At 72.2% G+C, this 25,097-nt stretch carries 20 protein-coding genes; 12 read left to right on the top strand and 8 right to left on the bottom strand.

Annotated features, from left to right (window positions below; genetic code table 11):
• Nucleotides 1-5 precede the first annotated feature (5 nt).
• The 5 genes from AQI88_RS15215 to AQI88_RS15235 all read right to left on the bottom strand — a co-directional run bounded on the left by AQI88_RS15215 (nucleotide 6) and on the right by AQI88_RS15235 (nucleotide 8,563).
• The gene (locus AQI88_RS15215) at nucleotides 6-1,250 is read right to left on the bottom strand and encodes an SGNH/GDSL hydrolase family protein (protein WP_244184141.1); all 1,245 of its coding nucleotides are present in this window, start codon (nucleotides 1,248-1,250) and stop codon (nucleotides 6-8) included.
• Nucleotides 1,247-3,598, bottom strand: coding sequence for a glycosyl hydrolase family 95 catalytic domain-containing protein (locus AQI88_RS15220; protein WP_066998289.1), 2,352 nt, complete (start codon nucleotides 3,596-3,598; stop codon nucleotides 1,247-1,249). The genes AQI88_RS15215 and AQI88_RS15220 overlap by 4 nt, the downstream gene beginning before the upstream one ends.
• 12 nt (nucleotides 3,599-3,610) lie before the next feature.
• Complete coding sequence (locus AQI88_RS15225; RefSeq protein WP_066998290.1) at nucleotides 3,611-5,404, bottom strand: alpha-galactosidase D; 1,794 nt, start codon at nucleotides 5,402-5,404, stop codon at nucleotides 3,611-3,613.
• 37 nt (nucleotides 5,405-5,441) lie between these two features.
• Complete coding sequence (locus AQI88_RS15230) at nucleotides 5,442-6,629, bottom strand: ROK family transcriptional regulator (RefSeq protein ID WP_066998292.1); 1,188 nt, start codon at nucleotides 6,627-6,629, stop codon at nucleotides 5,442-5,444.
• Between the two features lie 149 nt (nucleotides 6,630-6,778).
• On the bottom strand, nucleotides 6,779-8,563 hold the full coding sequence (locus tag AQI88_RS15235; protein WP_066998294.1) for a M4 family metallopeptidase: 1,785 nt from the start codon (nucleotides 8,561-8,563) through the stop codon (nucleotides 6,779-6,781).
• Nucleotides 8,564-8,866: 303 nt separating this feature from the next.
• On the opposite strand from AQI88_RS15235, the gene AQI88_RS15240 reads away from it, so the two are divergent.
• From AQI88_RS15240 to AQI88_RS15285, 10 genes are all read left to right on the top strand, one after another.
• Nucleotides 8,867-10,018: a serine hydrolase domain-containing protein gene (locus tag AQI88_RS15240; RefSeq protein WP_066998296.1), complete on the top strand. Its 1,152-nt coding sequence runs from the start codon at nucleotides 8,867-8,869 to the stop codon at nucleotides 10,016-10,018.
• Nucleotides 10,019-10,177: 159 nt separating this feature from the next.
• Nucleotides 10,178-11,449 carry a CAP domain-containing protein gene (locus AQI88_RS15245; RefSeq protein ID WP_066999131.1) on the top strand — a complete coding sequence of 424 codons (1,272 nt, stop codon included), beginning with the start codon at nucleotides 10,178-10,180 and terminating at the stop codon, nucleotides 11,447-11,449.
• A 55-nt stretch (nucleotides 11,450-11,504) separates the two neighbouring features.
• The gene (locus AQI88_RS15250; protein ID WP_066998299.1) at nucleotides 11,505-12,182 is read left to right on the top strand and encodes an AIM24 family protein; all 678 of its coding nucleotides are present in this window, start codon (nucleotides 11,505-11,507) and stop codon (nucleotides 12,180-12,182) included.
• Between the two features lie 153 nt (nucleotides 12,183-12,335).
• Nucleotides 12,336-13,376, top strand: coding sequence for a tetratricopeptide repeat protein (locus AQI88_RS15255; RefSeq protein WP_066998302.1), 1,041 nt, complete (start codon nucleotides 12,336-12,338; stop codon nucleotides 13,374-13,376).
• On the top strand, nucleotides 13,373-14,404 hold the full coding sequence (locus AQI88_RS15260) for a polyprenyl synthetase family protein (protein WP_066998311.1): 1,032 nt from the start codon (nucleotides 13,373-13,375) through the stop codon (nucleotides 14,402-14,404). Before AQI88_RS15255 ends, AQI88_RS15260 begins: the two co-directional genes overlap by 4 nt.
• Before the next feature lie 106 nt (nucleotides 14,405-14,510).
• Nucleotides 14,511-15,470: a threonine/serine dehydratase family protein gene (locus tag AQI88_RS15265; RefSeq protein ID WP_066998313.1), complete on the top strand. Its 960-nt coding sequence runs from the start codon at nucleotides 14,511-14,513 to the stop codon at nucleotides 15,468-15,470.
• Between the two features lie 200 nt (nucleotides 15,471-15,670).
• The gene (locus AQI88_RS15270) at nucleotides 15,671-17,278 is read left to right on the top strand and encodes a serine/threonine protein kinase (RefSeq protein ID WP_066998314.1); all 1,608 of its coding nucleotides are present in this window, start codon (nucleotides 15,671-15,673) and stop codon (nucleotides 17,276-17,278) included.
• A 122-nt stretch (nucleotides 17,279-17,400) separates the two neighbouring features.
• The gene (locus AQI88_RS15275) at nucleotides 17,401-18,441 is read left to right on the top strand and encodes a hypothetical protein (protein WP_066998317.1); all 1,041 of its coding nucleotides are present in this window, start codon (nucleotides 17,401-17,403) and stop codon (nucleotides 18,439-18,441) included.
• A 62-nt stretch (nucleotides 18,442-18,503) separates the two neighbouring features.
• Complete coding sequence (locus AQI88_RS15280; RefSeq protein ID WP_066998321.1) at nucleotides 18,504-18,929, top strand: SsgA family sporulation/cell division regulator; 426 nt, start codon at nucleotides 18,504-18,506, stop codon at nucleotides 18,927-18,929.
• 78 nt (nucleotides 18,930-19,007) lie between these two features.
• A complete protein-coding gene (locus AQI88_RS15285) occupies nucleotides 19,008-19,661 on the top strand; it encodes a DUF2238 domain-containing protein (RefSeq protein ID WP_208615790.1) in 654 nt (217 codons plus the stop codon).
• Here the strand turns inward: AQI88_RS15285 and AQI88_RS15290 are convergent.
• Both AQI88_RS15290 and AQI88_RS15295 read right to left on the bottom strand, forming a co-directional pair.
• Entirely contained in the window at nucleotides 19,658-20,152 is a 495-nt protein-coding gene (locus tag AQI88_RS15290; RefSeq protein WP_066998324.1) for a DUF6328 family protein, read from the bottom strand. The genes AQI88_RS15285 and AQI88_RS15290 overlap by 4 nt on opposite strands.
• Nucleotides 20,153-20,205: 53 nt before the next feature.
• Nucleotides 20,206-21,189 carry an aldo/keto reductase gene (locus AQI88_RS15295; RefSeq protein WP_066998327.1) on the bottom strand — a complete coding sequence of 328 codons (984 nt, stop codon included), beginning with the start codon at nucleotides 21,187-21,189 and terminating at the stop codon, nucleotides 20,206-20,208.
• 136 nt (nucleotides 21,190-21,325) lie between these two features.
• On the opposite strand from AQI88_RS15295, the gene AQI88_RS15300 reads away from it, so the two are divergent.
• On the top strand, nucleotides 21,326-23,059 hold the full coding sequence (locus AQI88_RS15300; RefSeq protein ID WP_244184143.1) for a cholesterol oxidase substrate-binding domain-containing protein: 1,734 nt from the start codon (nucleotides 21,326-21,328) through the stop codon (nucleotides 23,057-23,059).
• Between the two features lie 83 nt (nucleotides 23,060-23,142).
• On the opposite strand, the gene AQI88_RS15305 is transcribed toward AQI88_RS15300, so the two are convergent.
• Nucleotides 23,143-24,030 carry an SDR family oxidoreductase gene (locus AQI88_RS15305; RefSeq protein ID WP_066998333.1) on the bottom strand — a complete coding sequence of 296 codons (888 nt, stop codon included), beginning with the start codon at nucleotides 24,028-24,030 and terminating at the stop codon, nucleotides 23,143-23,145.
• Between the two features lie 167 nt (nucleotides 24,031-24,197).
• Between AQI88_RS15305 and AQI88_RS15310 the strand changes: the two genes are divergently transcribed.
• Nucleotides 24,198-25,097, top strand: a complete 900-nt coding sequence (locus AQI88_RS15310) for a LysR family transcriptional regulator (RefSeq protein WP_066998336.1) — start codon at nucleotides 24,198-24,200, stop codon at nucleotides 25,095-25,097.

Here is a 25,097-nt window from a genome sequence, read left to right on the forward strand (position 1 = left end):
GGGTGTCAGCGTGTGCAGTCGAGGCTGCCCAGGTCGACGGCGTCGGCCAAGGCCTGCATCCCCTTGTCGTTGGGGTGCAGATGGTCGCCGTTGTCGAAGAAGGGCAGGATCCGCTCGGGGTCGTAGGGGCTGTGCAGGGTGCGGTCGAAGTCGGTGATCGCGTCGAACTCCCCGCTGCTGCGGATGAACCGGTTGACGTCCTGCCGTACGGCTTCGGCGGCCGGGTCGAATTCGGACCAGCCCTTGAACGGGCCGATGGTCGCCACGGCCACGCACTTCCCGGCCGCGTGCGCCCGCTGGACGATCTCCCGGTATCCGGCGATCAGATCGGCCGCGGTGACGCCGGTGTGGGCCTTGAGGTCGTTCACCCCCTCGAAGAGGAAGACGGTCCGCACTCCGGGCTGGGACAGCACGTCCCGGTCCAGCCGGTGCAGGGCGCTCTGCCCGGCGCCGTCCGCGAGGACCTTGTTGCCGGAGATCCCCTCGTCGGCCACACCCCTGACGTCCGTTTTGGCGGTGTCGAGGCGCCGGGCGAGGTAGTCGGGCCAGCGCCGGTTGAGGTCGGTGGTGGACTGCCAGCCGTCCGTGATGGAGTCGCCGAGCGCCACCACGGCACCGGTGCCGGTCCTCGACGGGCGTACGGAGACGGCGTCGAGGTACCACCAGGAGCCGGTCGTCGCCGTCCAGTCGGCGGCCGAGTCCTCGGCGGTGTGGTCGCCCTCGCCGAGGTACGACGTCTGCATCGCCAGCCCGTGGCCGGTGGCCGGACCCGCCGCGTCCGGGGTGTGGAGGCTGACGACCAGGTTGACGGCGGCGGGGACCCGGCCGGGCAACGGGTCGCTCCACACGAGGGCGCCCGCCGGGACGGTGACCGCACGGGCTCCGCCGAAGGTCAGCCGCCGGTTGGTGCCCGGCCGGAGTGCGGCACCCCGGCTCTGCAGGCCCGCGTAGACGCTGTCCAGGGTCAGCGGGCGGTCACCGAAGGCGTTGGACAGGCGGACGCGCAGGTCGCTGCCGCCGGCGCTGGTGTGCACGACGAGCCGGTAGCCGCGGTCGGCGGCGCCCTCGCCCAGGCGGTCCGCGCTCGCCGCCCAGGTGACGACGCCGGAGGCCCGGGTGGCGGCCTCGGGAAGGCGGGCGGCGGCCTGGGCGGGCGCGGACTGGCAGGCGACGGCGGCGAGCAGGGCGGCGGCGATCCGGCAGGTCCGCCCGAACCGGATACGGCGCGCGGGGCGCACCGGGCCGGTCACCGGGCGAGGTCCTTGAGCGTGACGGACTCGCCGGGCTCGAGGCGGACCGTCCGGGACGTGCCTGCGTATCCCACGGAGGTCATGGTGCCGCCGACGCTGCGGATCCGCACCTCGGTGGGTTTCCCGTCCCGCCAGCGCAGGTCGACGACGAAGCCGCCGCGGGCCCCGGCACCGGTGAGCGCACCGGAGGCGGCCCAGGCGCCCGGCAGGGCGGGCAGGAGTTCCAGGTGGCCGGGGCGGGAGTACAGCAGCATCTCGGCCACGGCGGCCGGGGTGCCGAGGTTGGCGTCGATCTGGAAGATGCCCCGGCCCTGCTCGACCTGGTAGATGTCGAAGAGGTTGGGTGCGGTGCCGTTGCTGCCGTGGACCGACGGGCGGAGGTTGTTGACGATCAGCTGGTAGGCCTTGCCGGCGTCCTTCAGCCGGGCCCAGCACAGGGCGCGCCAGGCGTTGGCCCAGCCGAAGCTGTCCATGCCGCGGGCGGTGAGCAGGGCGGTGGCGCCGGCGACGATGTCGGCGGGGGTGGAGCCGTCGGGGCGGATGCGGTCGCCGGGGAAGAGGCCGATGAGCGGGGACAGATGGCGGTGGGTGGTCTCGCCGAGGTTGTCGGGGGACATCCACTCCTCCAGCCAGCCCGTCTTCGGGCTCACCACGGGGAGGTAGAGGCGCTCGCGCAGCGCGCCGATGGTACGGGCGTACTCGGCGTCTGTGCCCAACTCGGCAGCCGCGGTGCGGTAGTTACCGAAGAGCGCGCGGACGAGTTCCTGCGCGTAGGTGATGCCCTTGGCGTCGAGTGGGCCCTGTTCCGGTGACCAGTCGCTGTCGGCGATGAGGACCTCCCGGCCGGTGTCCGGCAGAGTGTGGGTGAGCAACCGTGCCTCCCAGAACTCGCAGGCGCCCTTGAGGAGTGGGTAGATCTTCTTCAGGTGGGCGCGCGATGCCGTGAACTCGTAGTGCTCCCACAGGGAGTTGCACAGCCAGGCGTTGCCCGCCGGGTGCCACCACCAGCCTCCTCCACCATAGGGGTTGGTGGAGACGGCCACCGTCCAGCCGGCGTTCCTGCCGCTGGAGTTGCGGTAACGGTTGCGGGAGTCGTCGAAGAGTCTCCTGGTGAGGTCGGTCCAGGAAGGGAGCTGGGCCACGCAGTAGTCGGTGAGCGCATCGAAACAGGGCGACAGGCCCGCCCGGTCGGCCATCCAGTAGTTCATCTGGAGGTTGATGTCGGTGTGGTAGTCGCCCATCCAGTCCGGGTCGTTCCCGTCGAGCCACAGTCCCTGCAGGCCGAGCGGCAGGCTGCCCCGGGAGCCGGAGATCATCAGGTAGCGGCCGAACTGGACGTAGGCGGCCTCCAGTTCGGGGTCCGGTGTGCCGTCCAGGGCGCGGGCCTTGATCCGCTCCCAGGTGTCCAGGGCGCGCTGCCGGGCGGACGAGGTGCCGAGCCGGATGTCGAACCGTCCGTACAGCGCCTGGTGGTCGGCGACGTGCGTGCGCAGCAGCGTGTCCGCCGCGTGGCCCGCGGCGGCACGGACCTTGGTGCGGGCGAGCGCCGCGGGGTCGAGGGAGGGGTTGCGGTAATGGGCCGAGGCGTCGGGCGCGTAGTCGGTGCCGCCGCTGACCACCACGGTCAGGTCCTCGCATCCGGCGAAGGTGACACGGGTGCCGTGGACGCGGACGATGCCGCCGCTGCCGTACGCGGCGACGGCGGCACCGTAGCGCAGTCCGTTGGGGAGGGAACCTGCGAAGGAGGTGGCGCTCGACGTCTTCTCGCCGTGGGTGCCTTCCAGTGTCACGGTGCCGGTGTAGTGGCCGCCGCCCTTCTGGGTGAAGTGCAGCACCACCACGTCGTCGGGGCGGCTGGCGAACAGCTGCCTCTCGTACGTGGCTCCGGAGCGGGCGTACGACGTCGTCACCACGCCCTGGGCGAGGTCGAGGGTGCGGCGGTAGCGGGTGACGGCGCCGAGGTCGTGGCCGGGGAGGTCCACGGTGAGCCGGGCGAGCAGGGTGAAGGAGCCGAAGTCGGCGCGGCCGTAGGGGAACTGGCCGTCGGAGTCGAGGGTGTCGTTGAGGCCGCCGGTCCACAGGGTGGCGTCGGTGACGAGCAGGAGTTCTCGGCCGGGGTCGTTGGTGGCGAGGGCACCGAGGCGGCCGTTGCCGACCGGGAGGCCCTGTTCGATCAGCGAGTGCTCGTCGGCGGGGGCCTGCCACCACAGCTGGTGGCGTGCGTCGGGCACAGGAGCCGCGGTGGGCCGCTGCGGGGCGGCGGTGGCGGTGAAGGCGGGCAGCGAGGCGAGGGCTCCGGTGGCCGCGGCGAGGGCGAGGAAGCCGCGTCTGCTGGGCAGGTTCTCCATGGCGGGCTCCGATCACTGACGGGGAGACGAGGGGACGTCGATCCGGTCGATGTCCGGTGCGTAGTCCGAACCGCTGTCGAAGGTGACGGTGTTGGTGCCCGCCTTCAGGGCCACGGGAACGCTCACCGTCTCCACGCTTCCCCAGTCACCCGTGGAGGGGAACTTGTGGCGCACGGCGCTGCCGGAATCGGCCGAAATGTTCACCGCGCGGGCGTCACCGCTGACATAGGCGACCTGCACGAGGTAGGTGCCGGCCTTGGAGACGACCACGTCGTCGAAGCGGAGCCTGCCGCCGAGGTAGAGGTTGCCCACCTTCTTGCCGCCGGAGCAGGCGGAGCAGTCGGCGACGGAGGCGTTGCCGCTGAGGGTGTTGCCTGCGGACTCGGCTTCGTAGCCGGTGGTGCGCAGGGCGCTGCCGTGCGGGGTGACGGTGAACAGGCGGGAGCCGTGGGCGGGCAGGGCCTCGGTGATCTTGTTCTGGTAGGAGCCGAGGTTCTCGTGATTCCACAGGTCACGGACTCCGGCCTCGCCGGTGAAGCCCAGGGACGACCAGTCGGCGGTGACGGCGGCGGGGGCGTCGGCGAGGTTGAACAGGGCGACGGTGTAGCCGCCGTCGGGGTTCTTCGCGGCCCACACCTGCTGCGGGTCGGAGGGGGTGACCGGCCGGGCGGGCGGGGCGGAGCCCTGGTCGACGGCGATGACCTCGCGGTTGGTGAGGAGCCTTACGCCGTAGTCGTCAAGCTTGGTGAGGTCGTCGCCGGTGTAGAGCGGGGACTTGGCGACGGCCCACAGGGTGGCGTAGGTCTGGCGTTCGGCCTGGGTCAGGCCGTCCATGGCGCCGTTGCCGACATCGAGGGAGTCGAGGTCGTTCCAGCCGCCGGGGCCGGCGTGCCTCGTCCAGCCGGGGGTGTCGTCGAAGCGGTCGTCGACGGAGTTCTCCCAGCTGACGAGGGTGTTGCAGTAGCACTCGACGTCGGTGTCGACGCGCCAGCCGTTGGAGTACTTCTTCCAGTCGGCCGCGTGCCCGATGTCCAGGGACCAGGAGATCTCCAGGTGGACGGTCCGGCCGGTGGCGGCTATCGCCTTCTGCCAGGCGGCCACGTCGGCAACGTTGTCGTAGTGGTCGCCGCTCTTGAAGGAGCCGGGACCCACGCCGTCGAGCTTGAGGAAGTCGTAGCCCCAGTCGGCGAGCGAGCGGGCCTGCGAGTCGACGTACTTCTGGGTGCAGGGACGGGAGAAGTCCAGCTTGTAGGCGCTGTCCCAGCCGTTGGTGGTGCGCAGGTCGCCGTAGACGATGTCGGCGGTGGTGCAGCCGTCGCCGTGCCAGATCGGCACCTTGCCGTCGCCGTAGGCCTCCTTCTCCAGACCGACGGGCAGGTAGATGCCGGCCTTGAGGCCCTTGGCGTGGATGTGGTCGGCGACCGCCTGCATGCCGTGCGGGAAGCGGACCGGGTCGGCCTGCTGGCGTGCGTACGCGTCGAACTCCGGTTTCCAGCTCTTGTCCCGCCACCAGCCGGAGTCGATGTTGACGTACTCGTAGCCGTACTGCTTCAGCCTGGCGGCGAGGGCGTCGGTCTGCTTCAGAACGTTCGCCTCGGTGAGGTAGCTGTAGTCGCCGTCCGGGTTGAGGCCCGGGTACTTGGACGACTGCATGCTCCAACTGGACCAGCCCATATAGGGCTTGACCGCCGTGGTCGTCGCGGCCCGGGCATGCGGGGCGGTCGCGGCGAGGCCCGCGGTGAGGGCCAGGACGACGGCGCATCTGAGCCCGCGTGCGGGCAGGACGGAGTACGAGGGTGACCACATGGGCCGTACCTCCTGGGTGGGTTCGGGTCGGGGCTGCTCAGCCCTGTCCGCTGCGGGGAGTCGAGGTGATGAAGGACTGGATGGCGGCGGCTGCGGCGCCGCGGGCCCACTCCTCGAAGGGGAGTGGGCGGGTCTGTACGTCGCACTGCGCGGCCGAGCCGAAGGCGGCCGCGGTGAACGCCTCGCGGATCTGTCCGGCGAAGAGGTCGTAGGCGGCCAGGCCCTCGCCGGAGATGATCACGCGCTCGGGTCCGAGCAGGTTGGCCACGGTGGCGATGCCCCGGCCGATGGCCTCCCCCGCCCGCGCGTAGACCTCGCGCGCCCCGGGGACGCCCTGGCGGGCAAGGGCCACCGCCTCGGCGCTGTCGGCGACATGACGGCCCGTCACCTCACGGATACGGGTGACGATGGCGGCGTCCCCGGCGATCGCCTCCACGCAGCCGCGGTTGCCGCAGTGGCAGGACGGTCCTGCCGGATCGATGACGACATGGCCGATCTCGCCCGCCACGCCGTGCGCGCCCGCGACCACCTGCCCGTGGACCACGAGTCCGCAGCCGATGCCCGCGCCGACGGTCACCACGGCGAAGTCGCTGAGACCTGCTCCGGCGCCGAACCACTGCTCGGCGACGGTCAGCGCGCGCACGTCGTTGTCGACCGTGACCGGCAATCCACCGGCCATTGCGGCGAGTTCGGCCAGCGGTATGTCCCGCCACTCCAGGAAGGGCGAGTAGCGCACCACGCCCTCGGCGCGGTCGACGTCACCGGAGACGGCGATGCCGAGCCCGAGGACCGGGGCGCCCGACTCGGCGGCGTGGACGAGGAGTTCGTGGACGAGGCCCGCGACCGAGGCCAGCACCTTGCGGACCGACCGGTCCGGCAGCGGCGTGCGCCGGGCGAGGCGGATGCGGCAGCACAGGTCGGTCAGTACGGCGATCAGCTCGTCGCCCGTCACCTTGACGCCGATGAACAGCGCCCGTTCGCCGTTGACCCGCACCAGACCGGCGGGCCGGCCGAGCGCGGGGCGGGCCTCCTCGTCGGCGCCCTCCACCAGGTAGCCGGCCTCCAGCAGGGGGCGGACGGCCTTGGTGACGGCGGCCGGGGACAGCCCCGCCCGGCGGCCCGCGTCCAGGCGGGTCAGGGGGCCGTGGGACAGGACCGTCGTGAAGACCTGCGAGGCGGCCGGCGTCTGGGCCGGGAACGTCTCGGCGGCGGGGGTCGAGCGCATGGCCGGGAACCTAGAGCCATTATTTTCCGCTGTCAATAAAAGAAACAGCGGTGGTTGCGGGGGCAGTTGGCGACGGCTCAGGACTGCGGACATGCGGATGCCCCGCGCGAGGCGGGGCATCCGGTGGTGCTGGTGTGCGCTGCCGTCCGTCAGTGGCGGGCGGCCGGCGTGTTGGCGGCGGTCACGTTGACCGCGGCCCACGCCTTGTCCACCGTCTTGTACTCGGTGCTGTTCGCGCCGTACAGGTCCTTGGCCGCCTTCAGCGTCGCGAGGCGCGCCTGGTGGAAGTCGGTGGTGGAGACCATGTAGCGGGTGAGCGCACGGTAGAAGATCGCGGTGGCCTTGGTGCGGCTGATACCCGTGACCTTGATGTTGTGGTAGGTCGGCGAGTTGTAGTTGACGCCGTTGATCGTCTTCTTGCCGCTGCCCTCCGCGAGGAGGTAGTAGGCGTGCGAGGAGACACCGGAACCGGCGTGGACCTCGGTGTAGTAGGTGTCCGGCGACCAGTAGTCGATCGTGCCCTCGAGCTTGTCGAGCGACGGGTGGTCGAGGCGGCGCAGGAACTTCTGGGCGAGGCCCAGCTTCTCGCCGATCAGGTAGTCCGGCGTGTCCTTGGTGTTCTTGGCGTAGAACTCGACGTTGGAGCCGAAGATGTCCGCGAGCGATTCGTTCAGCGAGCCGGGCTCGCCGTACTGGTTGCCGTCGGAGTCGACGTAGGTCGGCTCGAGCTTGGCGGTCGCGTCGACCACGCCGTGGGTCAGCTCGTGACCCGTGACGTCGAGGACGACCAGCGGCTTCTTGAACATGTCGCCGTCGCCGTCGCCGTACAGCATGCAGCCGCAGGTCGGGTCCCAGAAGGCGTTGGCGACCTTCTTGCCCCAGTGGACCATGCCCAGGGCGGCCTTGCTGTTGTTGGCGATGCCCTTGCGCCCGAAGGTGCTCTTGTAGAAGTCCAGCGTCTTGGTGATGCCGTACTGGGCATCCGCGGCGGCGCTGGCACGGTTGGAGGTCGTGCCGTTGCCCCACACGTTGGTCGTGCTGGTGAACTTCGAGCCCGCGCTGAACTTCTCCGTGTACGAGCCCTTGGCGTCCCGGGTCTCGGTACCGTACCGGCTCGGGTCCTTGAGCTGGTAGTGGCCGCGCGAGGTCGCCGTGGTGGTCAGGCCGACGTTGCCCACGAAGAGGGTCTTGCCGGTGCCGTGCGCGGTCGACGGGTAGGTCGTCGCGCCGGAGGCACCCGAGCCGAGCAGGCCGGCGGCGGCGTCGGAGCCGATGCCGGTGGCCGGGTCGATCGTCTCGCCGCGCTTGCGCAGCGCGTCGAGCAGCTTCGGCGACAGGAACTCGTCCGCGTCGGGCGTGTTGCTGCGCACCTTGCCGGTGAGGGCGTCGATGACGACGGTGCTGGAGCTGCCGTTGTCGGTCACCGTCACCTGGTAGGCGAGGGCGGCCGACCCGCCGCGGGCGTCCACCACCAGTTCGGCGCTGCCCGCGTCGCCCTTGGCGACCTGGGCGGCCTTCGAGGCGGCCTGCTCCGCGGTCAGCTTGGCCTCGGTGGAGGACGGCTTGACGGCGTGGGCGGCCGCGCTGGTGGCACCCGTGTAGGCCAGCTGCCGGTTCAGGTGGACGACGAGGTCGCCGCCGAGCACCGGCATTCCGTTGTGAGTACGGATGAAACGGACGTGGCGCGCACCCTCGGGGTCGACCATCACGTCCTGGGCGTGGAGTTCGTCGCCCTTCGAGACGCCCGTCGCCGCGGTGTGGGCGAAGGCCGCGGTACGCGCCGCCTCCACCATCACCGAGGCAGTCGTGGCGGCGGACGCGGCGGACCGCTCCGCCCCCTTGGAGGGACCCGCGAAGGCCGTACCGGCCAGGCCCGTGGCAGCCGTCGTCACCGCGACGGCAACGGCGATGCTGCGTATGTGCGGTCTACGCACTGATCTCCTTCGTTGGAAGGCAGCCGGGATCACCAACCGCCCTGCTACATGACGCCGTTGAGCGCCACGGGGGCTGGTCGGGCCCCAGGGCGTAACCCTTACGGATGAGTCATGCGCACGTAAAGACGGAATGATCCATTTCGCGGGCTCTATGGCAATCCTTTACAAATGGGCGCCACAGGGTGATCACGAGATGACCAACTGTGTGTCGGCTGTGGAGACGTTGCCTCAATCGCCTAGGTTCCCAGGCCTGAATGTGACCGATGTCGCATCAGAAACCCTGTGGAGGGGAGCGGGAGCCGGATGGTCTCAGCAACGGTGGGCAGGAGTGCCGTACTCGGAGCGGTCGCGCTCGTGCTGCTCGCGGTCCCGGCGCGGGCCGCGACCGCGGCGGCCGACACTCCGGCGCCCGCGGCACTTCCGGCGCCCGACATCGCGGGCCTGGACGAGGTGCTGCGCACGGCGGTGACGCAGGGCGCGCCCGGCGCACTGGCCCGGATCGACGACAACGGCACGACCTACCAGGTGACCCGGGGAGTCGCCGACCTCAGCACAGGGCAGGACATCAGCGCGGACGACCGCTTCCGCGTCGGCAGCGTCACCAAGTCCTTCTCGGCCGTCGTCCTGCTCCAGCTGGCCGACGAGCACCGGGTGGACCTGGACGCCCCGGTCAACCGGTATCTGCCCAAGCTGCTGCCGGACGACAGCATCACCGTCCGGCACGTGCTGGGCCACCGCAGCGGTCTGTACGACTACACCGACGACATGTTCACCCAGAGCGTGTCCGGCTTCGAGGTGGTCCGGAACAAGGTCTTCACCTACCAGCAGCTGGTCGCGCTCGCCCTGAAGAAGCCCCGCACCAACGCGCCCGGCGCCGCGTACTCCTACTCGAACACCAACTTCGTCGTCGCCGGCCTGCTCATCGAGAAGCTCACGGGCCACTCCGTGAAGACCGAGTACGAGAACCGCATCATCAATCCGCTCGAGCTGCGCGACACCCTCTACGTCCACCCCGACACCCGGATCCCGGGCCGGTACGCGCACGGCTACCTCACCCCGGACACGGCCGGCGAGGAGCTGGTCGACGCGACCGACCAGACGGTGTCCTGGGCGCAGAGCGCGGGCGCCGTCATCTCCAGCGCCAAGGACCTGAACACCTTCTTCTCCGCGCTGCTCGGCGGGAAGCTGCTGTCCGAGGCGCGGCTCGCGGAGATGGAGCGGTTCACCCGGGTCGACAGCACGTCGTCGTACGGGCTCGGGCTGCGTCGCCGTGACCTGTCCTGCGGGATCTCGGTGTACGGCCACACGGGCTCGGTCCAGGGCTACTACACGTACGCGTTCGCCACGGAGGATGGCAGGCGTGCCGTCACCGCTGTCGCGAACACCTCCAACAACGAGGGGGTGCTCCGCGTGATGGCGGGGGTGCTGGAGTCGGCGTTCTGTGGCAAGGAGTAGGGACGCGTCATGGGCGAGTGCGGGCGGGTGGGGCTGGTCGCGCCCCGCGGCGGAGCCGCATATCGATACAGCCCCGCGCCCCTTGAGGTTGGACATGTCGCCGTTCGCCCGAAAGTTGCCGGAACTCGCACGCCCCCGTCACGCGTTCCTTGCTGTGTGATGAGCGAGCTGGTTTCCGGGGGGAATCTGCCCCTGCCGGGCGGGGTGCTGCGGCTGCGGGTGGTCGGGGAGTTCGATGTGTCCGCCCTCGTCACCGACGGGGGTGGCAGGGTCAGTCGTGATGGCGACTTCGTGTTCTACAACCAGCCGCGTGCACCTGGTGTCCGGCTGCGTGGGGACACGCTCAGCATCGATCCTGCGCGGCTGCGGCCCGGAGCCACCCGGGTCACCGTGGCAGTCAGTGCGGCCCAGCCCGGGACGCCCCTGGGCCGACTGCCCGCGCCCCGGCTCGACGTCACTGACAGCGACGGCCGCTTGGTGGCCCGGTTCGCCCCGCCGCACCTTCAGCGGGAGACCGTCCTGCTCCTCGCGGAGCTGTATGCGCGCGGCACCGGCTGGAAGCTGCGCGCGATCGGGCAGGGGTACGCCGACGGGCTGGCGGGGCTGGCCCGGGACTTCGGCGTGAACGTCGTCGACGACGATCCGCGGTCCGCGCCCGCCCCGGATGCCGATGGATTCCTCGGTCTGGTCAACTCCGCCCGCGCGCAGGCCGGCCACCCGCCCGTCGCCTTGGACGCACGCCTCGCCTCCGCCGCGCGGGCGCACGCCTCGGCGATGGCGGCCATGGGCAGGCTCGGGGCGGAGGGGCGGGACGGGGTGTCGGTCCATCAGCGGATCAGCGCCGCCGGATACACGTACATCACCGTCGGTGAGCACCTCGTCTCCGGCCCGCACACCCCGGCCGAGTTCGTCGCCTACTGCCTGCGCACCGGCCAGGCTCGGCCCACCCTTCTCGACCCGGCTTTCACCCACGCCGCCCTGGCCCACGCCGACGCGGGCGACCGGTACTGGACCGCATTGTGGGCCAGACCCCTCACCCGGGGCGCGCTGTCCCGGACGGCCGCCGAGGTCGTCGCCCTGACCAACGCCGAGCGGGCGCGGGCCGGACTGTCTGCCCTGGCGGCCGATCCGCCGCTCGCCACGGCCGCGCAGGCGCACTGCGCCGACATGGTGGCCCGCGACTTCTACGCACACACCTGCCCGGACGGCACCCAGCCCTGGGACCGGGCCGCCGCCGCGGGCTCCCGCCGGTCCACGATCGGCGAGAACATCGCCTGCGGACAGCGCTCCCCCGCCGAGGTGGTGGAGGGCTGGATGAACAGCCCGGGCCATCGCGCCAACATCCTCACACCGGAGTTCACGCACATCGGTGTCGGCTTCACCGGCGGAGGCCGGGCGGGCACCTACTGGGCCCAGCTGTTCGGTGGCTGAACGGACACATGCCGTGATCTTGGCGGAACGGCACCCTCCGGGACACCATGCCCGCATGAAGGGTGACCTCTTTTCCAGTGAGCACATGGTGCAGCCCGCCGTCGAGCCGGGCATGACCATCGAGAACGCCAAATGCATCAAGTACACGGTGAACGGCGAGATGTACGCACGCCAGGGCGCCATGATCGCCCACCGCGGCAGCCTCCAGTTCGAGCGCAAGGGCCAGGGGGTCGGCGGCATGCTGAAGCGTGCGGTCACCGGTGAGGGGCTGCCCTTGATGGCGGTGCGCGGGCAGGGCGAGGTCTGGTTCGCGCACGAGGCACAGAACTGTTTCGTGCTCGACGTGGAGCCGGGCGACCGGTTCACCGTCAACGGCCGCAACGTGCTCTGCTTCGACCCCTCGTTGTCGTACGAGATCAAGACCGTGAAGGGCTCGGGCATCGCGGGCGGCGGCCTGTTCAACAGCGTGTTCAGCGGACAGGGCCGGCTCGGCCTGGTCTGTGAGGGCAACCCGCTGGTCATACCGGTCTCGGCGCAGTACCCGGTGTACGTCGACACGGACGCGGTGGTCGGCTGGAGCGCGCAGCTGCAGACCTCGCTGCACCGCTCGCAGTCCATCGGCTCGATGCTGCGCGGCGGTTCCGGTGAAGCGGTACAGCTGATGCTCCAGGGCGAGGGGTACGTCGTGGTGCGGCCGAGCGAGGCGATCCCGCAGAAGGCCCAGCAGCACTGACCCCCCCGTGAGGTGATCTACGCCTCACAGGCAACCCCTGCCGCCGTGCCGGCGTCTTGATCAGCAACAGACCACGCCCTGGCCCCCGGGCCGGGGCAACTTTTCGGCGCGCTATACACACCATGTATACACTTCGTGTATAGAAAGGCATGCATGTACGGCAAGGCATTCGCCCCGGAGTACCAGGGCGCCCTGACCACCCTGTCCGTGAACTCCTCGCTGGTCGACGTGCTGGCCGAGGGCACCGAGCGGTTGCGCGAGGCCGAGCGGTCCGGGCGGCCCGAGGAGGCGGCGCGCTGTGGGCTCGCCGTCGCCGAGGCCCACCGGCGGCTCGGCCAGGTGCGCGACGCCGACCGGGCCTGGAAGGCGAGTTACCGGTCCGCCCGGGAGGCCGGCGACACGGCCGCGATGGCCTGGGCGCTGTGGAGCGGCGGCACCCTCGCGCGGCAGCGTGGCGCTTTCCCGCTGGCCTGGCGGCTGCTCGGGCTCGCGGCGGAACTCGGCGAGCGGGGCGGGGACATCGTCGTCCGCGGCTACTCGCTGGCGGGCCTCGCGGAGACCGGCCGCATCCAGGGCGACTACGAGGCGGTCGGCCGGCTGCACGAGCAGCTGCTGGCCGAGGCCCGCCGTCGCGGGGAGGCCCGGCACACGGTGTGGGCCCTGGAGGGCATCGCGCAGATGCACCGCAACACCGGGGACTACGACAGGGCGTACGCCCTGTTCGAGGAGGCGGCGGAGATAGCCGAGCGGGCCGACGACCGGCGTGGCCACGCCTGGGCGCTGCGCGGACTCGCCGACGTGCTCTCGGTCCGCGACGGCAACACCGAGCGGGCGCTGGAGCTGCTGGCGCGGGCCGAGGCCGCCTGCCGCACGATGAACCTGTCCAGTGCGCTCGCGTACAACCACAAGATGCGCGGCAACGTCTTCTACCGGGCCGGGCGCTACGCCGAGGCCCGGGAGCTGTACGAGCTGGCCCTCGGGGAGTTCCGCGCGATGAGCGAAGCGCGCGGCGAGGCGCTGGCCCGCCTCGGCCTCGCCAAGGCGCTGGCCCGACTCGGCCGCGACCGGACCGAGACGGCGGCCGAACTCGCCGACCTGGCAAAGGTGCTGGAGCGCAGCGGGCTGCGGCACGCGCGGGAGATGGTGGCCCGGGCCCAGGAGGAGTTCGCCCCGGACCCGGAGGTGGCACGGTGAGCGCGCTCCCCTCGGCGGTGCAGGCGCCGCCGTCGGCCCCCGACATCCTCCACCGCTGCCGGAAGTTGGTGCGTCCCGCGCTGACGGAGGCGGTCGGGCGGCTGCATCCGTGGGTGGCCGAGATGGCCGCGTACTCCTTCGGCTGGTGCGAGGTCGGCGGAGCGCCCGCCGCCGCGCCGGGCGGCAAGGGCGTACGGCAGGCGCTGGCGGTGCTCGGCGCGGAGGCGGCGGGTGCGGACGGCCGGGCCGGGGTCCCGGCGGCGGTCGCGGTGGAGCTGGTGCACGCCTTCTCACTGCTGCACGACGACATCATGGACGGCGATGCGACCCGGCGCCGCCGCCCCGCGGTGTGGAAGGCGTACGGCACCGGTCCGGCGGTCCTCGCCGGGGACGCGCTGTTCGCACTCGCCGTGGAGACCCTGGCCGTCACGCCGGGCGGTCCCGGCGCCGTACGGCTCCTGTCCGCGGCCCTGGCCGATCTGGTGCGCGGGCAGGCCGACGACCTGCTGTTCGCCGCGCGGCCCTTCGGCGGGCCGCAGCGGGTGACGCCCGAGGAGTACCGGGCGATGGCCGAGCACAAGACCGGCGCGCTACTGGGCTGCGCCGCCGCGCTGGGGGCCGCGCTCGGCGGGGCTCCCGAACCGGCCGTCGCCGCGCTGGACCGGGCCGGGCGCCATCTGGGCGTCGCCTTCCAGCTGGTGGACGACGTGCTGGGCATCTGGGGCGATCCGGCCGTCACCGGCAAGCCCGCCGGCGGGGATCTGCGGGAGCGCAAGAAGACCTTCCCGGTCCTGGCCGCGCTCGGTTCCCCCGCGGCCCGCCACCTGCCCGCGCTCCTGGCCGCTCCCGCGCGTACCGAGGAGGCGGCCGCGCTGATCGAGGAGGCGGGCGGACGGGCGGCCGCGCTGGACGAGGCCCGTGCGCACACGGCCGCCGCGCGGGCCCTGCTCACGGAAGTCCCCCTGACCGCCCGTGCCGCCGGTGAGCTGCACGGCCTGCTGGACTTCCTGGTGGGCCGGGATCTCTGAACGGGTGAACCGCGGCCTCCCGAAACCGTGTTGACCCTGGGCGGCCCCGCGGGTCAGGGTGCCAGCGGCGCGGTCCCCACCCCCGCGCCGGGAAGGGTGAACCACCTTGATCGGCATCTCGGACATCGAAGCCGCCGCTCGGCACATCGCCGGACACGTCGTACGGACGCCGACCGTGCCGAGCCCCGGCCTCACCGCGCTGCTCGGCGTCCCGGTCACCGCCAAGCTCGAACTGCTCCAGCGCACCGGCTCGTTCAAGGCGCGCGGAGCGACGGCCAAGCTCCTGTCGCTCAGCGAGGCCGAGCGGGCGGCCGGTGTGGTGGCGGTCAGCGGCGGCAACCACGGGATCGCCCTCGCGGTGATGGCGGCGGCCCTCGAGGTGAAGGCGACCGTGGTCATGCCGCGTACCGCGTCGGCCCGCTCCATCGAGCTGGCCGAGGAGGCCGGGGCGTCGGTGCGGCTGACCGAGGGCATGGACAGCGCCTTCGAGCTGGTGCTCCGGTTGCGGGACGAGGGGCTGACCCTGGTCCACCCGTTCGACGATCCGGTCGTGATCGCCGGACAGGGCACCGTGGGGCTGGAGTTCGCCGAGGACGCGCAGGAGCTGACGGACGTGATCGTCAGCATCGGCGGCGGGGGCCTGATCGCCGGGGTGGCGGCCGCGCTGCGTGCCCGGCGCCCGGATGTGCGGGTGTGGGGAGTGGAGACGGAGGGCGCCGAGGCCATGTCCGCCGCGCTGAGGGCGGGCGGCCCCCTGCGGGTGCCGGTGTCCTCGATCGTCACCACACTGACGGCGCCGTCCGTGTCCCAGCTGACGTACGACCATGTGTCCGCGCTGGTCGAGGAGGTCCTGGTGGTGCCGGACCGGGAGGCCGTGCAGGGCTGCCTGGACCTCGCCGACCGCGCCAAGGTGTGGACGGAGCCGGCCGCGGGCTGTCTGCTGCCGGCCGCCCGGCAGGTAGCGGCGCGGGTCGGTGACGGCGCCCGGCTGGGGCTCGTGGTGTGCGGGGGCAATGCGACACCCGGGGACCTGTTCGGCTGGGCGGACCGTTTCGGGCTGCTCTGAGCGCAGCGGCGCACCCGGGCATTTACCGTCGGTTACCCGCAGGTCGATGCCCGGTCGCGTACTGTTTTCCCAAACTAGCAAACCCTTTCGAATAATTGAATAAAAGGCAGGAACGGGGCCGGAGTTGCAGATTCTTTGAACGCACCCCCGCGCACCCCGCGTACCCCTGGGAAAGGACGAATCAGGGGTTTCAGCGAGGGATGACCATGGTCAAGGCACACGTCTCCGCACACGAATTGGTCGCCGGCCGGTACCGGCTCCTCGAGGTCTTCGCTCGCGAGACGAACCGCCTGTGGTGGTACGCCGAGGACGTGACGGCGAACCAGCCCCGCCTGGTGGCACAGACCGGCCTTCCGGAGACCTGCGACGCGGACACCCTGCGCCGCGCCACGGCCCGGGTGGTGCGGACGTCCGAGATCATGCGGCTGCTGTGCCCCGGCCAGGTCGCCACCGTCGTCGACGCCGTCGTGGAGGCGGGCACCCTGTGGACGGTCACGGACTGGATCGACGGCACTCCGCTCAGCGAACTCCTCGATCGTGAGGGCCCGTTCAACCCCGCGCGGGCGGCGCGGCTCGGCCTCGAACTCCTCGACGTGCTCCAGGCAGCGCACGACGAGGGCATCACCCACGGCGAGCTGAGCCCCGGCCAGGTCTTCGTCCGGGACGCAGGCCCGGTCGTGGTGGCCGGGTTCGGGCTGGCGGGCACGACCCTGGCCCCGAGGCTCACGGCACCGTCGTACGCCTCGCCGGAACAGGCCCGCGACGAGCGCATCGGACCGGCCGCCGACCTGTGGGCGCTGGGCGCGATCCTCTACACGGCCGTCGAGGGACGCCCGCCGTTCCGCGACCGGGGCCGCCCCGACGCCACCCTGAAGGCCGTGGACCGGCTGCCTCTGCGCACCCCGCTGCGCACCGGCCCGCTCACCCAGGCCGTCCAGGGGCTGCTGCGCAAGAACTCCCGGGAGCGGCTGACCCGGCCGGTGGTCCGCGAGGCCCTGACCCGGGCCCTCGACGAGGACGCCGACGCCGACCGGTGCCCCGCGCCCGTGCCCCGGCTGCGCAGCGCCTATGCGGCCGTACGGCACGCGGGTCCGGAACACGGCAGACGGATGATGGCGGCCGGGACCGCGCTGGCCGTCGTCACCGTCGCTGCCGCCGTCCTGGCCGCGACCCACCATCTGCCCGGCACCTCGACCGCGGCCGAGCCGCCGCGCCCCACCGCCACAGCCGCCCCACCGGCCGACCACACCGAGAACAACACCCCGAGCCCGAGCCCGAGCACCAGCACCAGCACCAGCACCAGCACCAAGCCCGTTACCTCCCCGTCCCCGTTCCCGTCCTTGCCTGCCGGTTTCCACCGCTACACCGCCCCGGAGGGCTTCTCCGTGGCCCTGCCGGACGGCTGGAAGCGGCTGGGCATCGCACGCGGGGCCGACCGCGCCTACCGCATCACCTTCGGCACGGACGCCGGCTCACCGACACTCGCCGTCACCTACAGCGAGCAGGCCGGCCCGGACCCGGTCGCCGTCTGGCGCGACGACGTCGAACCGGACCTGGAGCAGCTCCCCGGCTACCACCGGATCGGCACCATCCGGGCCACCACCTACCAGGGACACAGGGCAGCCGACCTGGAGTGGCTGTCCGGGTCCGGCGACCAGCAGGTGCACACGTTCGGTCGCGGTTTCCTGCTCGGCGGCGGCCGCAGCTTCTCCCTGCGCTTCACCACACCGGCCGGGGCCTGGGACGACGCCACCGACCGACTCACTCTCAGGACCATCCTGCAGACCTTCCGCGAACCGAAGAGCTGACCGGTCCCCTCGCTTGACGGGCGGGGCCGTCAAAGCGTCGCCAATGGGGCCATATAGGCTTCCTTCCCGCACTCGCGCACCGAGTGCGGTCCCGTAGAGCCATGCCTCCAGGAGAGTCATCCGTGACCCTTGCGATCGACCCGTCCGAGACGTCCGCCCCGGCCGCGGCGCCCCTGTCCGACCTCGTGGCGCGCGACGCGCGCGAGTTCGGCGTCTACGCGCGCACCGGTGGCTGGGCCTTCGCGCTGATGGTGGCGCGCAGCGTGCGGCCGGGCGGACAGGCCGCCGGTGAGACACCGAAGGTGTCGGCGAAGGAGTTCGCGGAGCTGGCCGGCTGCTCCCCCGAGCGGGTGATGCGCTACTACAAGGCCTGGGACCGCGCGGCCGACGACGCTCTCGTCCCGCACTTCGAGGCGCTTCAGCCGGGCCAGGAGACCGAGCTGCCGGACGCCGACGTGTGGCTGAGCTACTACGTCTCCCGCAACAGCGCCACCTCCGAGCGCGGCACCGCCATCGCCGAGGCAGCCGAGGCCGAGGGCATCCGCCCCACCAAGGCCCTGGAGGTCGCCGAGAACCCGACCGCGCTGCGCGCCGCGATCCTCGCCGACCCCTCCACCGCCCGGGCGGCCCGCTCCGCCCTGCTGGACCGGCTCAGGGAGGACCCGGACCTGCAGGCCGAGCTGGCCCGGGACGTCGTACGCACCGACGACCTGAAGAAGGCCGTCGCCACCGAGAGCCGGGCGGCCGACCGGATCGGCTACGTGCGGCAGATCGCCGAGTCCGGGCAGTTCAGGACCCCGGCCGGGCAGACCGTGGACGCGCCCGCCGAACTGCGCGAGGAGGCCGAGCGGCATCTGTCGCTGATCGACGAGCTGGAGGACGGCGAGGACACCGGCGAGTGGGCCACCGAGGCCTACGACACCATGAAGACCCTTGTCGCCGAGACGGTCGAGGCCGACCCCGAACTGCGTGTCCAGGAGCGGCGGACGAAGTTCTACGGCAGCCTGCAGAAGGCCACCCGGGCGTTCGAGGAGCTGACCTTCGACGACGCCCAGGACTTCTACGAGGACGACATGGTCCAGCGCCTGGAGGAGCTCCAGCAGGCCATCGGCTCCTGCCTGACCGCGCTGCGCGGAGCCCGGGAAAGCCGGCCGCGGGGCTGAGCATCCTGGGCGTCGCAGGGGTACTAGAGGGTATGACGCCGATCGCTCTCGGAGGCCCTCGCGTGAACCCCGTCGTGCACAGGACCCTGGTGGTGCAGCTCCGGGCGGACGGTACGGGCCGGTGTCCGGTGCTCGCCCATCTGAGCTACGGCGCCGACGACCCGTTCGCCGTCACCGCCGTGTTCGGCCACGACGGTCATGTGCTGGCCCGGTGGCGGCTGGACCGCACGATGCTCGCCGACGGCCTGACCGGTCCGGTCGGCGTCGGTGACGTGCGGCTGCGTCCGGTGGCCACCGGGATGTGGCGGGAGCTGCGCATGGACTTCCTCGGGGACGCCCGGCCGGACGGCAGCCGGCACCACGCGGTGGTGTTCGCCTGGGCGCCCGCGGTCGCCGCGTTCCTGCGCGAGACCCACGCGGTGGTGGCTCCCGGGCAGGAGGAGGTACCGGTCGACACGTTGCTCGCTCAGATCCTCAGCGCGGGCTGAGTAGCGGTACTCATGCCGCGCCCGCCGGCCGGCGCCACGATGGGGCTCCTTCTGAGTTCACAGGCAAGGAGCCCCGCCATGACCGCAGTGCACCCCGCCCCGCGTCCCGCGCCGCGCCGCGTGCCGCCCGCTCTGTTCGCGGGCGTGGCGGCCGTGGGCCTCGCCGTGTCGGCGTGGGACGTGCACGACCGCACGACCTGGTTCCTGGAGACGGTCTGGGCGCTGGCCGGGCTGCCCCTGGCGGTGCTGGTGTGGCGCCGCTTCCCGCTGACCGGACTGCTGTGCGGGCTGCTGTCCGTGCACGCCCTGGTCCTCGCGGTCGGCGGTCACTACACGTACGCGCAGGTACCGGCGGGCGACTGGGTACGGGACACCTTCGGCCTGTCCCGCAATCCGTACGACCGGTTCGGGCACCTGATGCAGGGCTTCGTCCCGGCCGTGCTGGTCCGTGAACTGCTCAGCCGTACCTCGCCGCTGCGCGGCAGCCGCTGGCTGGCCCCGCTCACCGTGTGCGCCTGCCTCGCCTTCAGCGCCTGCTTCGAACTGCTGGAGTGGGCGGCCGCCGAGATCGGCGAGCACAGCGCGGACGCGTTCCTCGCCACCCAGGGCGATGTGTGGGACACCCAGTGGGACATGTTCTGCGCGCTGATCGGCGCCGTCCTGTCGCTGCTGCTGCTCAGCAGGGCGCACGACCGTCAGCTGGCGGCTCTCGAGGCCGGCACCGCCGGCTAGCCGTTCGACCGGCTGGTGTGCCGTCGGCGCACCCACAGCGGCAGCGCGTACCAGCACACCAGGTACCAGGCGACGACGGCCGCGACCAGCCACGGCACATAGTCGCCCTGTGTGGCCACCCGGAGGATCAGCAGCAGGGACGAGGTCATGGTGGCGAGCAGCAGAACCAGGCCGACCAACGTCATTCGGGCGGCGATCCGCACCGCCTGCGGCTTGACCCGGCGGCCGGCGACCAGGCGGTGCAGGGAGACCGGCCCGATGAGGGCACCGGTCGCGCAGGCGCCCAGGACGACCGTCACGATGTAAATGACCTGGTCGGTGTGGGCCAGCCTCGCGTACTTCGGCTGGAAGACGACGGTCAGCAGGAAGCCGAAGAGGATCTGCACGCCCGTCTGGGCCACCCGGACCTCCTGGATGAGCTCGCCCCACATCCGGTCGGCCCGCTCCTCCTCGGTCTCGTCGCGCCCCCTGCGCCGTCCCTCCTGCATCATGCGGTGTGGGTAACCGGCCGGACGCTCGTTCAAACGGTCGGCCCCGCCGGGTGCTACCAGCGCTGCTCGACCTGGTCCTTGATCCGGCGCTCGTACAGGTCACGGATCGCGGTGAACGTCTCCTCGGGCACCGGCGGGAGCTTGGCGGCGGCCGCGTTGGCGCGGGCCTGCTCCGGGGTGCGGGCGCCAGGGATGACCGTGGTCACGCCGGGCTGCTCAATGATCCAGCGCAGGGCCAGCTGCGCCGGGGTCCAGCCCTCGGGGGCGAGCGCGGCGAACTCGGCGGCTGCCTCGACGCCGGCCGCGTAGTCGACGCCGGAGAAGGTCTCGCCCTGGTCGAAGGCCTCGCCGTGCCGGTTGTAGGTGCGGTGGTCGTCGGCCGCGAAGACCGTGTCCTTGGTGTACTTGCCCGACAGCAGGCCGGAGGCGAGGGGCACGCGCGCGATGATGCCGACGCCCGCCTCCCGCGCGGCCGGGAGCACCCCGTACAGGGGCTTCATGCGGAACGGGTTGAGGATGATCTGCACGCTCGCCACGTTCGGCCGGGCGATCGCGGTCAGCGCCTCGGCGCAGGTCTCCACGCTCACGCCGTACGCCGCGATGCGTTCCTCCGCCACCAGGGTGTCGAGGGCGTCGAACACCTCGCCCGAGGAGTAGACGGGGGTGGGCGGGCAGTGCAGCTGCACCAGGTCGAGGCGGTCGACGCCAAGGTTGCGGCGGGACCGGTCGTTCCAGGCGCGGAAGTTGTCCAGGACGTAGTTCTCGGGGATCTGCTCGACCCGGCGGCCCATCTTGGTGCCCACCAGCACATGCAGATCGGGCCGGCCGCTCAGGAAGGCGGCGATGGTCGACTCGCTGCGCCCGTCGCCGTACACGTCGGCCGTGTCGAAGAAGGTGACCCCCGACTCGGCGGCCGCCTCCAGGACGGACAGGGCCTCCTTGTCGTCCACCTCGCCCCAGTCGGCGCCCAGCTGCCATGTGCCGAGCCCGACGACCGATGCCCGCTGACCCGACCTGCCCATCACGCGTTCGTCCATGGCGTCAGTGTGTCATCCGGACCGGCATCCTGCGGAACAGGTCGCTCCGGCGGGAAGCCTGTGAGTTTTTCACCCACACGGGTGATAGGGGTCGACGAAAGGGCTGCTGCCGTAAAGCGGCCCTTAGCGTGAGTCCGTGATCGATCGTCCAGTGAGCAACTTCCCTTCGCCAAGCGGTGGTTCGGCCCCTGTCAGCCGCCGCGGCTTCCTGCGCACCGCCGCCGCGCTGGCTGCCGTACCCGTGCTGGTGGCAGCCGATCCCGCCCTCGCCGCGGCCGAACTCCCGCAGTTTCCGGCCGAGGTGGCGCTCTACCGCTCGGCGTACCGCAACTGGGTGGGCGAGATCACCGCAGACGGGCTGTGGGCCTGCGCGCCGACCACCCCAAAGCAGGTGCTCTCCGTCGTCAACTGGGCGTGGCGCAGCGGGTGGCGGGTGCGCGCGCGGGGCCGCTCGCACGGCTGGTCACCGCTGACGATCACCGAGGGCACGACCGGGGACACCCCCGTCCTGCTGGTCGACACCGCGCCCCGGCTGACCGGTCTGGCACTGGACTCCGCGTCGGCGGTACGGGCCGGCGCGGGTGTCACGATGGAGGCCCTGCTCACCTTCCTGGAGGAGCACGGTCTCGGCCTCACCGCCACGCCCGCGCCCGGAGATCTGACGCTCGGCGGCGCCCTGGCGATCGACGCGCACGGCACCGCCGTTCCGGCCGACGGCGAGCGCCCGCCGGCCGGGACGACGTACGGCTCGCTGAGCAACCGGGTGCTGGAACTGACGGCCGTGGTGTGGGACGAGGGCAGCGGGGCCTACGTCCTGAGGACCTTCCGCCGTGCGGAGGCGGACTGTGCGGCGCTTCTCACCCACCTCGGCCGGTCCTTCGTCATCGAGGTGGTCCTGCGGGTCGGCCCGGACAGCAGCCTGCGCTGTGTCAGCCGCACCGACATCCCGGCCGGCGAACTGTTCGCGGCCCCGGGCTCCGGCGGGCGCACCCTGGACACGTTCCTGCGGCGCTCGGGCCGCGTCGAGGCGATCTGGTTCGCCTTCACCGAGCACCCGTGGCTGAAGGAGTGGAGCGTCGCCCCGGTCAGTCCGCTCACCTCACGGCACGTCACCTCGCCGTACAACTACCCCTTCTCCGACAACGTACCGACCGTCGTGGCCGACCTGGCGGGGCGGATGGTCGCGGACGCGGCCTGGTACCTGGCGCCGGTGCTCGGCGGCGCACAGCTCGACGCGGCCTCCCTCGGGCTGGCGGCCACGCTGTCCGCCGATCTGTGGGGGCCGTCGAAGAACACCCTGCTGTACGTGCGGCCGACCACCCTGCGGGTGACGGCCAACGGGTACGCGGTTCTGACGGCGCGCGCAGAAGTTCAGCGCGTGGTGCACGAGTTCACCAGCCACTACCGCGAGCGGCTCGCCGCGTACGCGGCGCAGGGCCGCTTCCCGGTCAACGGCTCGGTGGAGATCCGGGTGACCGGGCTGGACGACCCGGCGGACTCCGGCGTCGAGGGCGCCCGCGCCCCGCTGCTGTCCGCGCTGCGGCCGAGCGGGGCCCGCCCCGAGTGGGACACCGCGGTCTGGCTGGACGTGCTGACCCTGCCGGGGACTCCGTACGCGGAAGCGTTCCTGCGCGAGCTGGAGCGGTTCCTGCTCGGCACCTACGACGGCGGGTACGCCCTCGCGCGCGTGGAGTGGTCCAAGGGCTGGGCGTACACCGAGGACGCCGTCTGGAGCGACGCGCAGGTGCTGGGCACGGCCGTGCCCGGCTCGTTCGAGGCGGGCGTGTGGGAGCAGGCGGTCGAGGTTCTCGACCGCCTGGACCCGCACCGGGTGTTCGGCAACGGCTTCCTCGACCGTCTCCTGCGCTGACCAGGGTCTGTCCGGCGGATCAGGCAGGTTCCAGGCAACGGTGCCTCATCAGCGCGCTTCCGGCAGGATCCGCCGGACCGGCCCTAGACGTCGAAGTAGTGCCCCGCGTCGAGGTCCGCGAGGAGGCCGGGCTCGCGCGGCTCCCAGCCGAGGAGCCTGCGGGTCAGCGCGCTCGACGTCGGGTTGTCGACGCCGGCGAACCGGCCGAGCCAGCCGAAGTGGTCCTCGGCCTGTTCGGCGGGCACGCTGCCGACGGGCACACCGAGATGCCGGCCGATGACCGCGGCGATGTCCCGGAAGGGCACTCCTTCCTCGTCGTTCGCGTGCAGCCGGGTGCCGGCCGGCGCGGACTCCAGGGCCAGCCGGTACAGGCGGGCCGCGTCCAGCCGGTGGACGCCCGGCCAGCGGTTGGTGCCGTCGCCGAGGTAGGCCGCCACGCCCTTCTCCCGGGCGATGTCGATCAGGCGCGGCACGAAGGCGTGGTCGCCCCGGCCGTGCACGGAGGCGGCGAGCCGCACCAGGGACACGCGCACCCCGCGCTCGGCCAGCGCGAGCGCGGCCTGCTCCGACGCGGTCCGGTGCAGGCCCGGGGCGGGCCCGTCCGCCTCGGTGATCACACCCTCCGCCCGGGCGATCGCCGTGCCGGAGGTGACCAGGAAAGGCTTGTGGGAGCCGGCCAGGGCGGCGCCGATCGCCTCGATGGCGCGCAGGTCGGTGGCGCCCGCGGCGTAGATGTCGGTGAAGTCGTGGATGAAGGCCAGGTGAACGACGCCGTCGGCCGCGGCCGCGGCGCGGGCCAGGCCTTCGGGGTCGTCCAGGCTGCCGCGGTGCGCCCCGGCTCCCGCCGACTTCAGCGAGGCCTCCGCCTCGTCCGAGCGGGCGAGGCCGACGACCTCGTGACCTGCGGCGACGAGTTCGGGAACCACGGCGGAACCGATGAACCCCGTGGCACCGGTGACGAAAACACGCATGCTCGATGTACTCCTCGGCTGCTGGGCGGAAGTCACTCCATCGTTGGTGCGCGGCCGGACCCGCGTCCAAAGCCTGTTTCGCATGACGCAATGCAAAGCAGGCATCACCACAGGTCAACCCGGCTCTGTGCATTCGGGTGAGGCTCGCACGGCAGTACGCTCGAGGCATGACCGACTCGGCCGCCCACGCGGATCTCGATCTTCGGCTGGTGCGGTACTTCACCGTCGTCGCCGAGCACCGGCACTTCGGGCGCGCCGCCACCGCCCTGCACATCACGCAGCCCTCCCTGAGCCGCCAAGTGCGGCGCCTGGAGCAGGCGTTGGGTGCCCGGCTGCTCGACCGCACCCCGCAGGGCACCCGGCTCACCGAGGCCGGCGAGGTCTTCCTGCCCCGGGCCAGGGCGCTGCTGCGCGCCGCGTCCCAGGCCGGCGCCCTCGCCCGGGCCGCCGCCGCGCCCAGCCGCATCACCGTCGGATTCACCACCGGCGTGTTCGTCACCCCGGCCGCGCGCGACCTGCGGCGCAGGTTCCCGGACGCCGACGTACGGACCGCGCATCTGCGCTGGCAAGAGGCGCGGGAGGCGCTGCTCGGCCACCGTGTGGACGCCCTTGTGGCCCGGCTGCCGTTCGCCACCGAGGGGCTGCGGGTGACGGTCCTCTACGACGAACCGCGCGTCGTGGTCGTCCCGCTCGACCACCGGCTGGCCAGCAAGGAGTCGGTCACCGTGGACGACATCGCCGACGAGCCCCTGCCCCGGGTCCCGGACCGGCTGTGGGACGCGTTCTGGCGCATCGACCCCCGGCCGGACGGCAGCCCGGCTCCCGACGGCCCGTACGTGGACGACCTGGAGGACAAGTTCGAACTCGTCGCCTCCGGGCAGGCGGTGGCGATCGCGGCGGGGGTCCCCGGCATCCCCATCCGCCCCGGCCTCACCGCGATCCCCCTGCACGGCGTCGAACCGAGCCATGTCGCGCTGGCGACCCGCGCGGGCGACAACCGCCGCCTGCTCACGGCGTTCCGCAGGTGCGCGGAGGCGCTGCTGACCGGCCCCGAGGCCGGGGGGTGA

The sequence above is a fragment of the Streptomyces cellostaticus genome (assembly GCF_001513965.1).
Taxonomy (GTDB): Bacteria; Actinomycetota; Actinomycetes; order Streptomycetales; family Streptomycetaceae; genus Streptomyces; species Streptomyces cellostaticus.

What these genes read in the sequence shown, in the direction of transcription:
- AQI88_RS15230 (WP_066998292.1), bottom strand. Translation starts at nt 6,629, where the DNA reads ATGCGCTCGACCCCCGCCGCCGAGACGTTCCCGGCCCAGACGCCGGCC.
- AQI88_RS15255 (WP_066998302.1), top strand. Translation starts at nt 12,336, where the DNA reads ATGTACGGCAAGGCATTCGCCCCGGAGTACCAGGGCGCCCTGACCACC.
- AQI88_RS15245 (WP_066999131.1), top strand. Translation starts at nt 10,178, where the DNA reads ATGAGCGAGCTGGTTTCCGGGGGGAATCTGCCCCTGCCGGGCGGGGTG.
- AQI88_RS15220 (WP_066998289.1), bottom strand. Translation starts at nt 3,598, where the DNA reads ATGGAGAACCTGCCCAGCAGACGCGGCTTCCTCGCCCTCGCCGCGGCC.
- AQI88_RS15290 (WP_066998324.1), bottom strand. Translation starts at nt 20,152, where the DNA reads ATGATGCAGGAGGGACGGCGCAGGGGGCGCGACGAGACCGAGGAGGAG.
- AQI88_RS15270 (WP_066998314.1), top strand. Translation starts at nt 15,671, where the DNA reads ATGACCATGGTCAAGGCACACGTCTCCGCACACGAATTGGTCGCCGGC.
- AQI88_RS15295 (WP_066998327.1), bottom strand. Translation starts at nt 21,189, where the DNA reads ATGGACGAACGCGTGATGGGCAGGTCGGGTCAGCGGGCATCGGTCGTC.
- AQI88_RS15305 (WP_066998333.1), bottom strand. Translation starts at nt 24,030, where the DNA reads ATGCGTGTTTTCGTCACCGGTGCCACGGGGTTCATCGGTTCCGCCGTG.
- AQI88_RS15225 (WP_066998290.1), bottom strand. Translation starts at nt 5,404, where the DNA reads ATGTGGTCACCCTCGTACTCCGTCCTGCCCGCACGCGGGCTCAGATGC.
- AQI88_RS15285 (WP_208615790.1), top strand. Translation starts at nt 19,008, where the DNA reads ATGACCGCAGTGCACCCCGCCCCGCGTCCCGCGCCGCGCCGCGTGCCG.
- AQI88_RS15310 (WP_066998336.1), top strand. Translation starts at nt 24,198, where the DNA reads ATGACCGACTCGGCCGCCCACGCGGATCTCGATCTTCGGCTGGTGCGG.
- AQI88_RS15240 (WP_066998296.1), top strand. Translation starts at nt 8,867, where the DNA reads ATGGTCTCAGCAACGGTGGGCAGGAGTGCCGTACTCGGAGCGGTCGCG.
- AQI88_RS15250 (WP_066998299.1), top strand. Translation starts at nt 11,505, where the DNA reads ATGAAGGGTGACCTCTTTTCCAGTGAGCACATGGTGCAGCCCGCCGTC.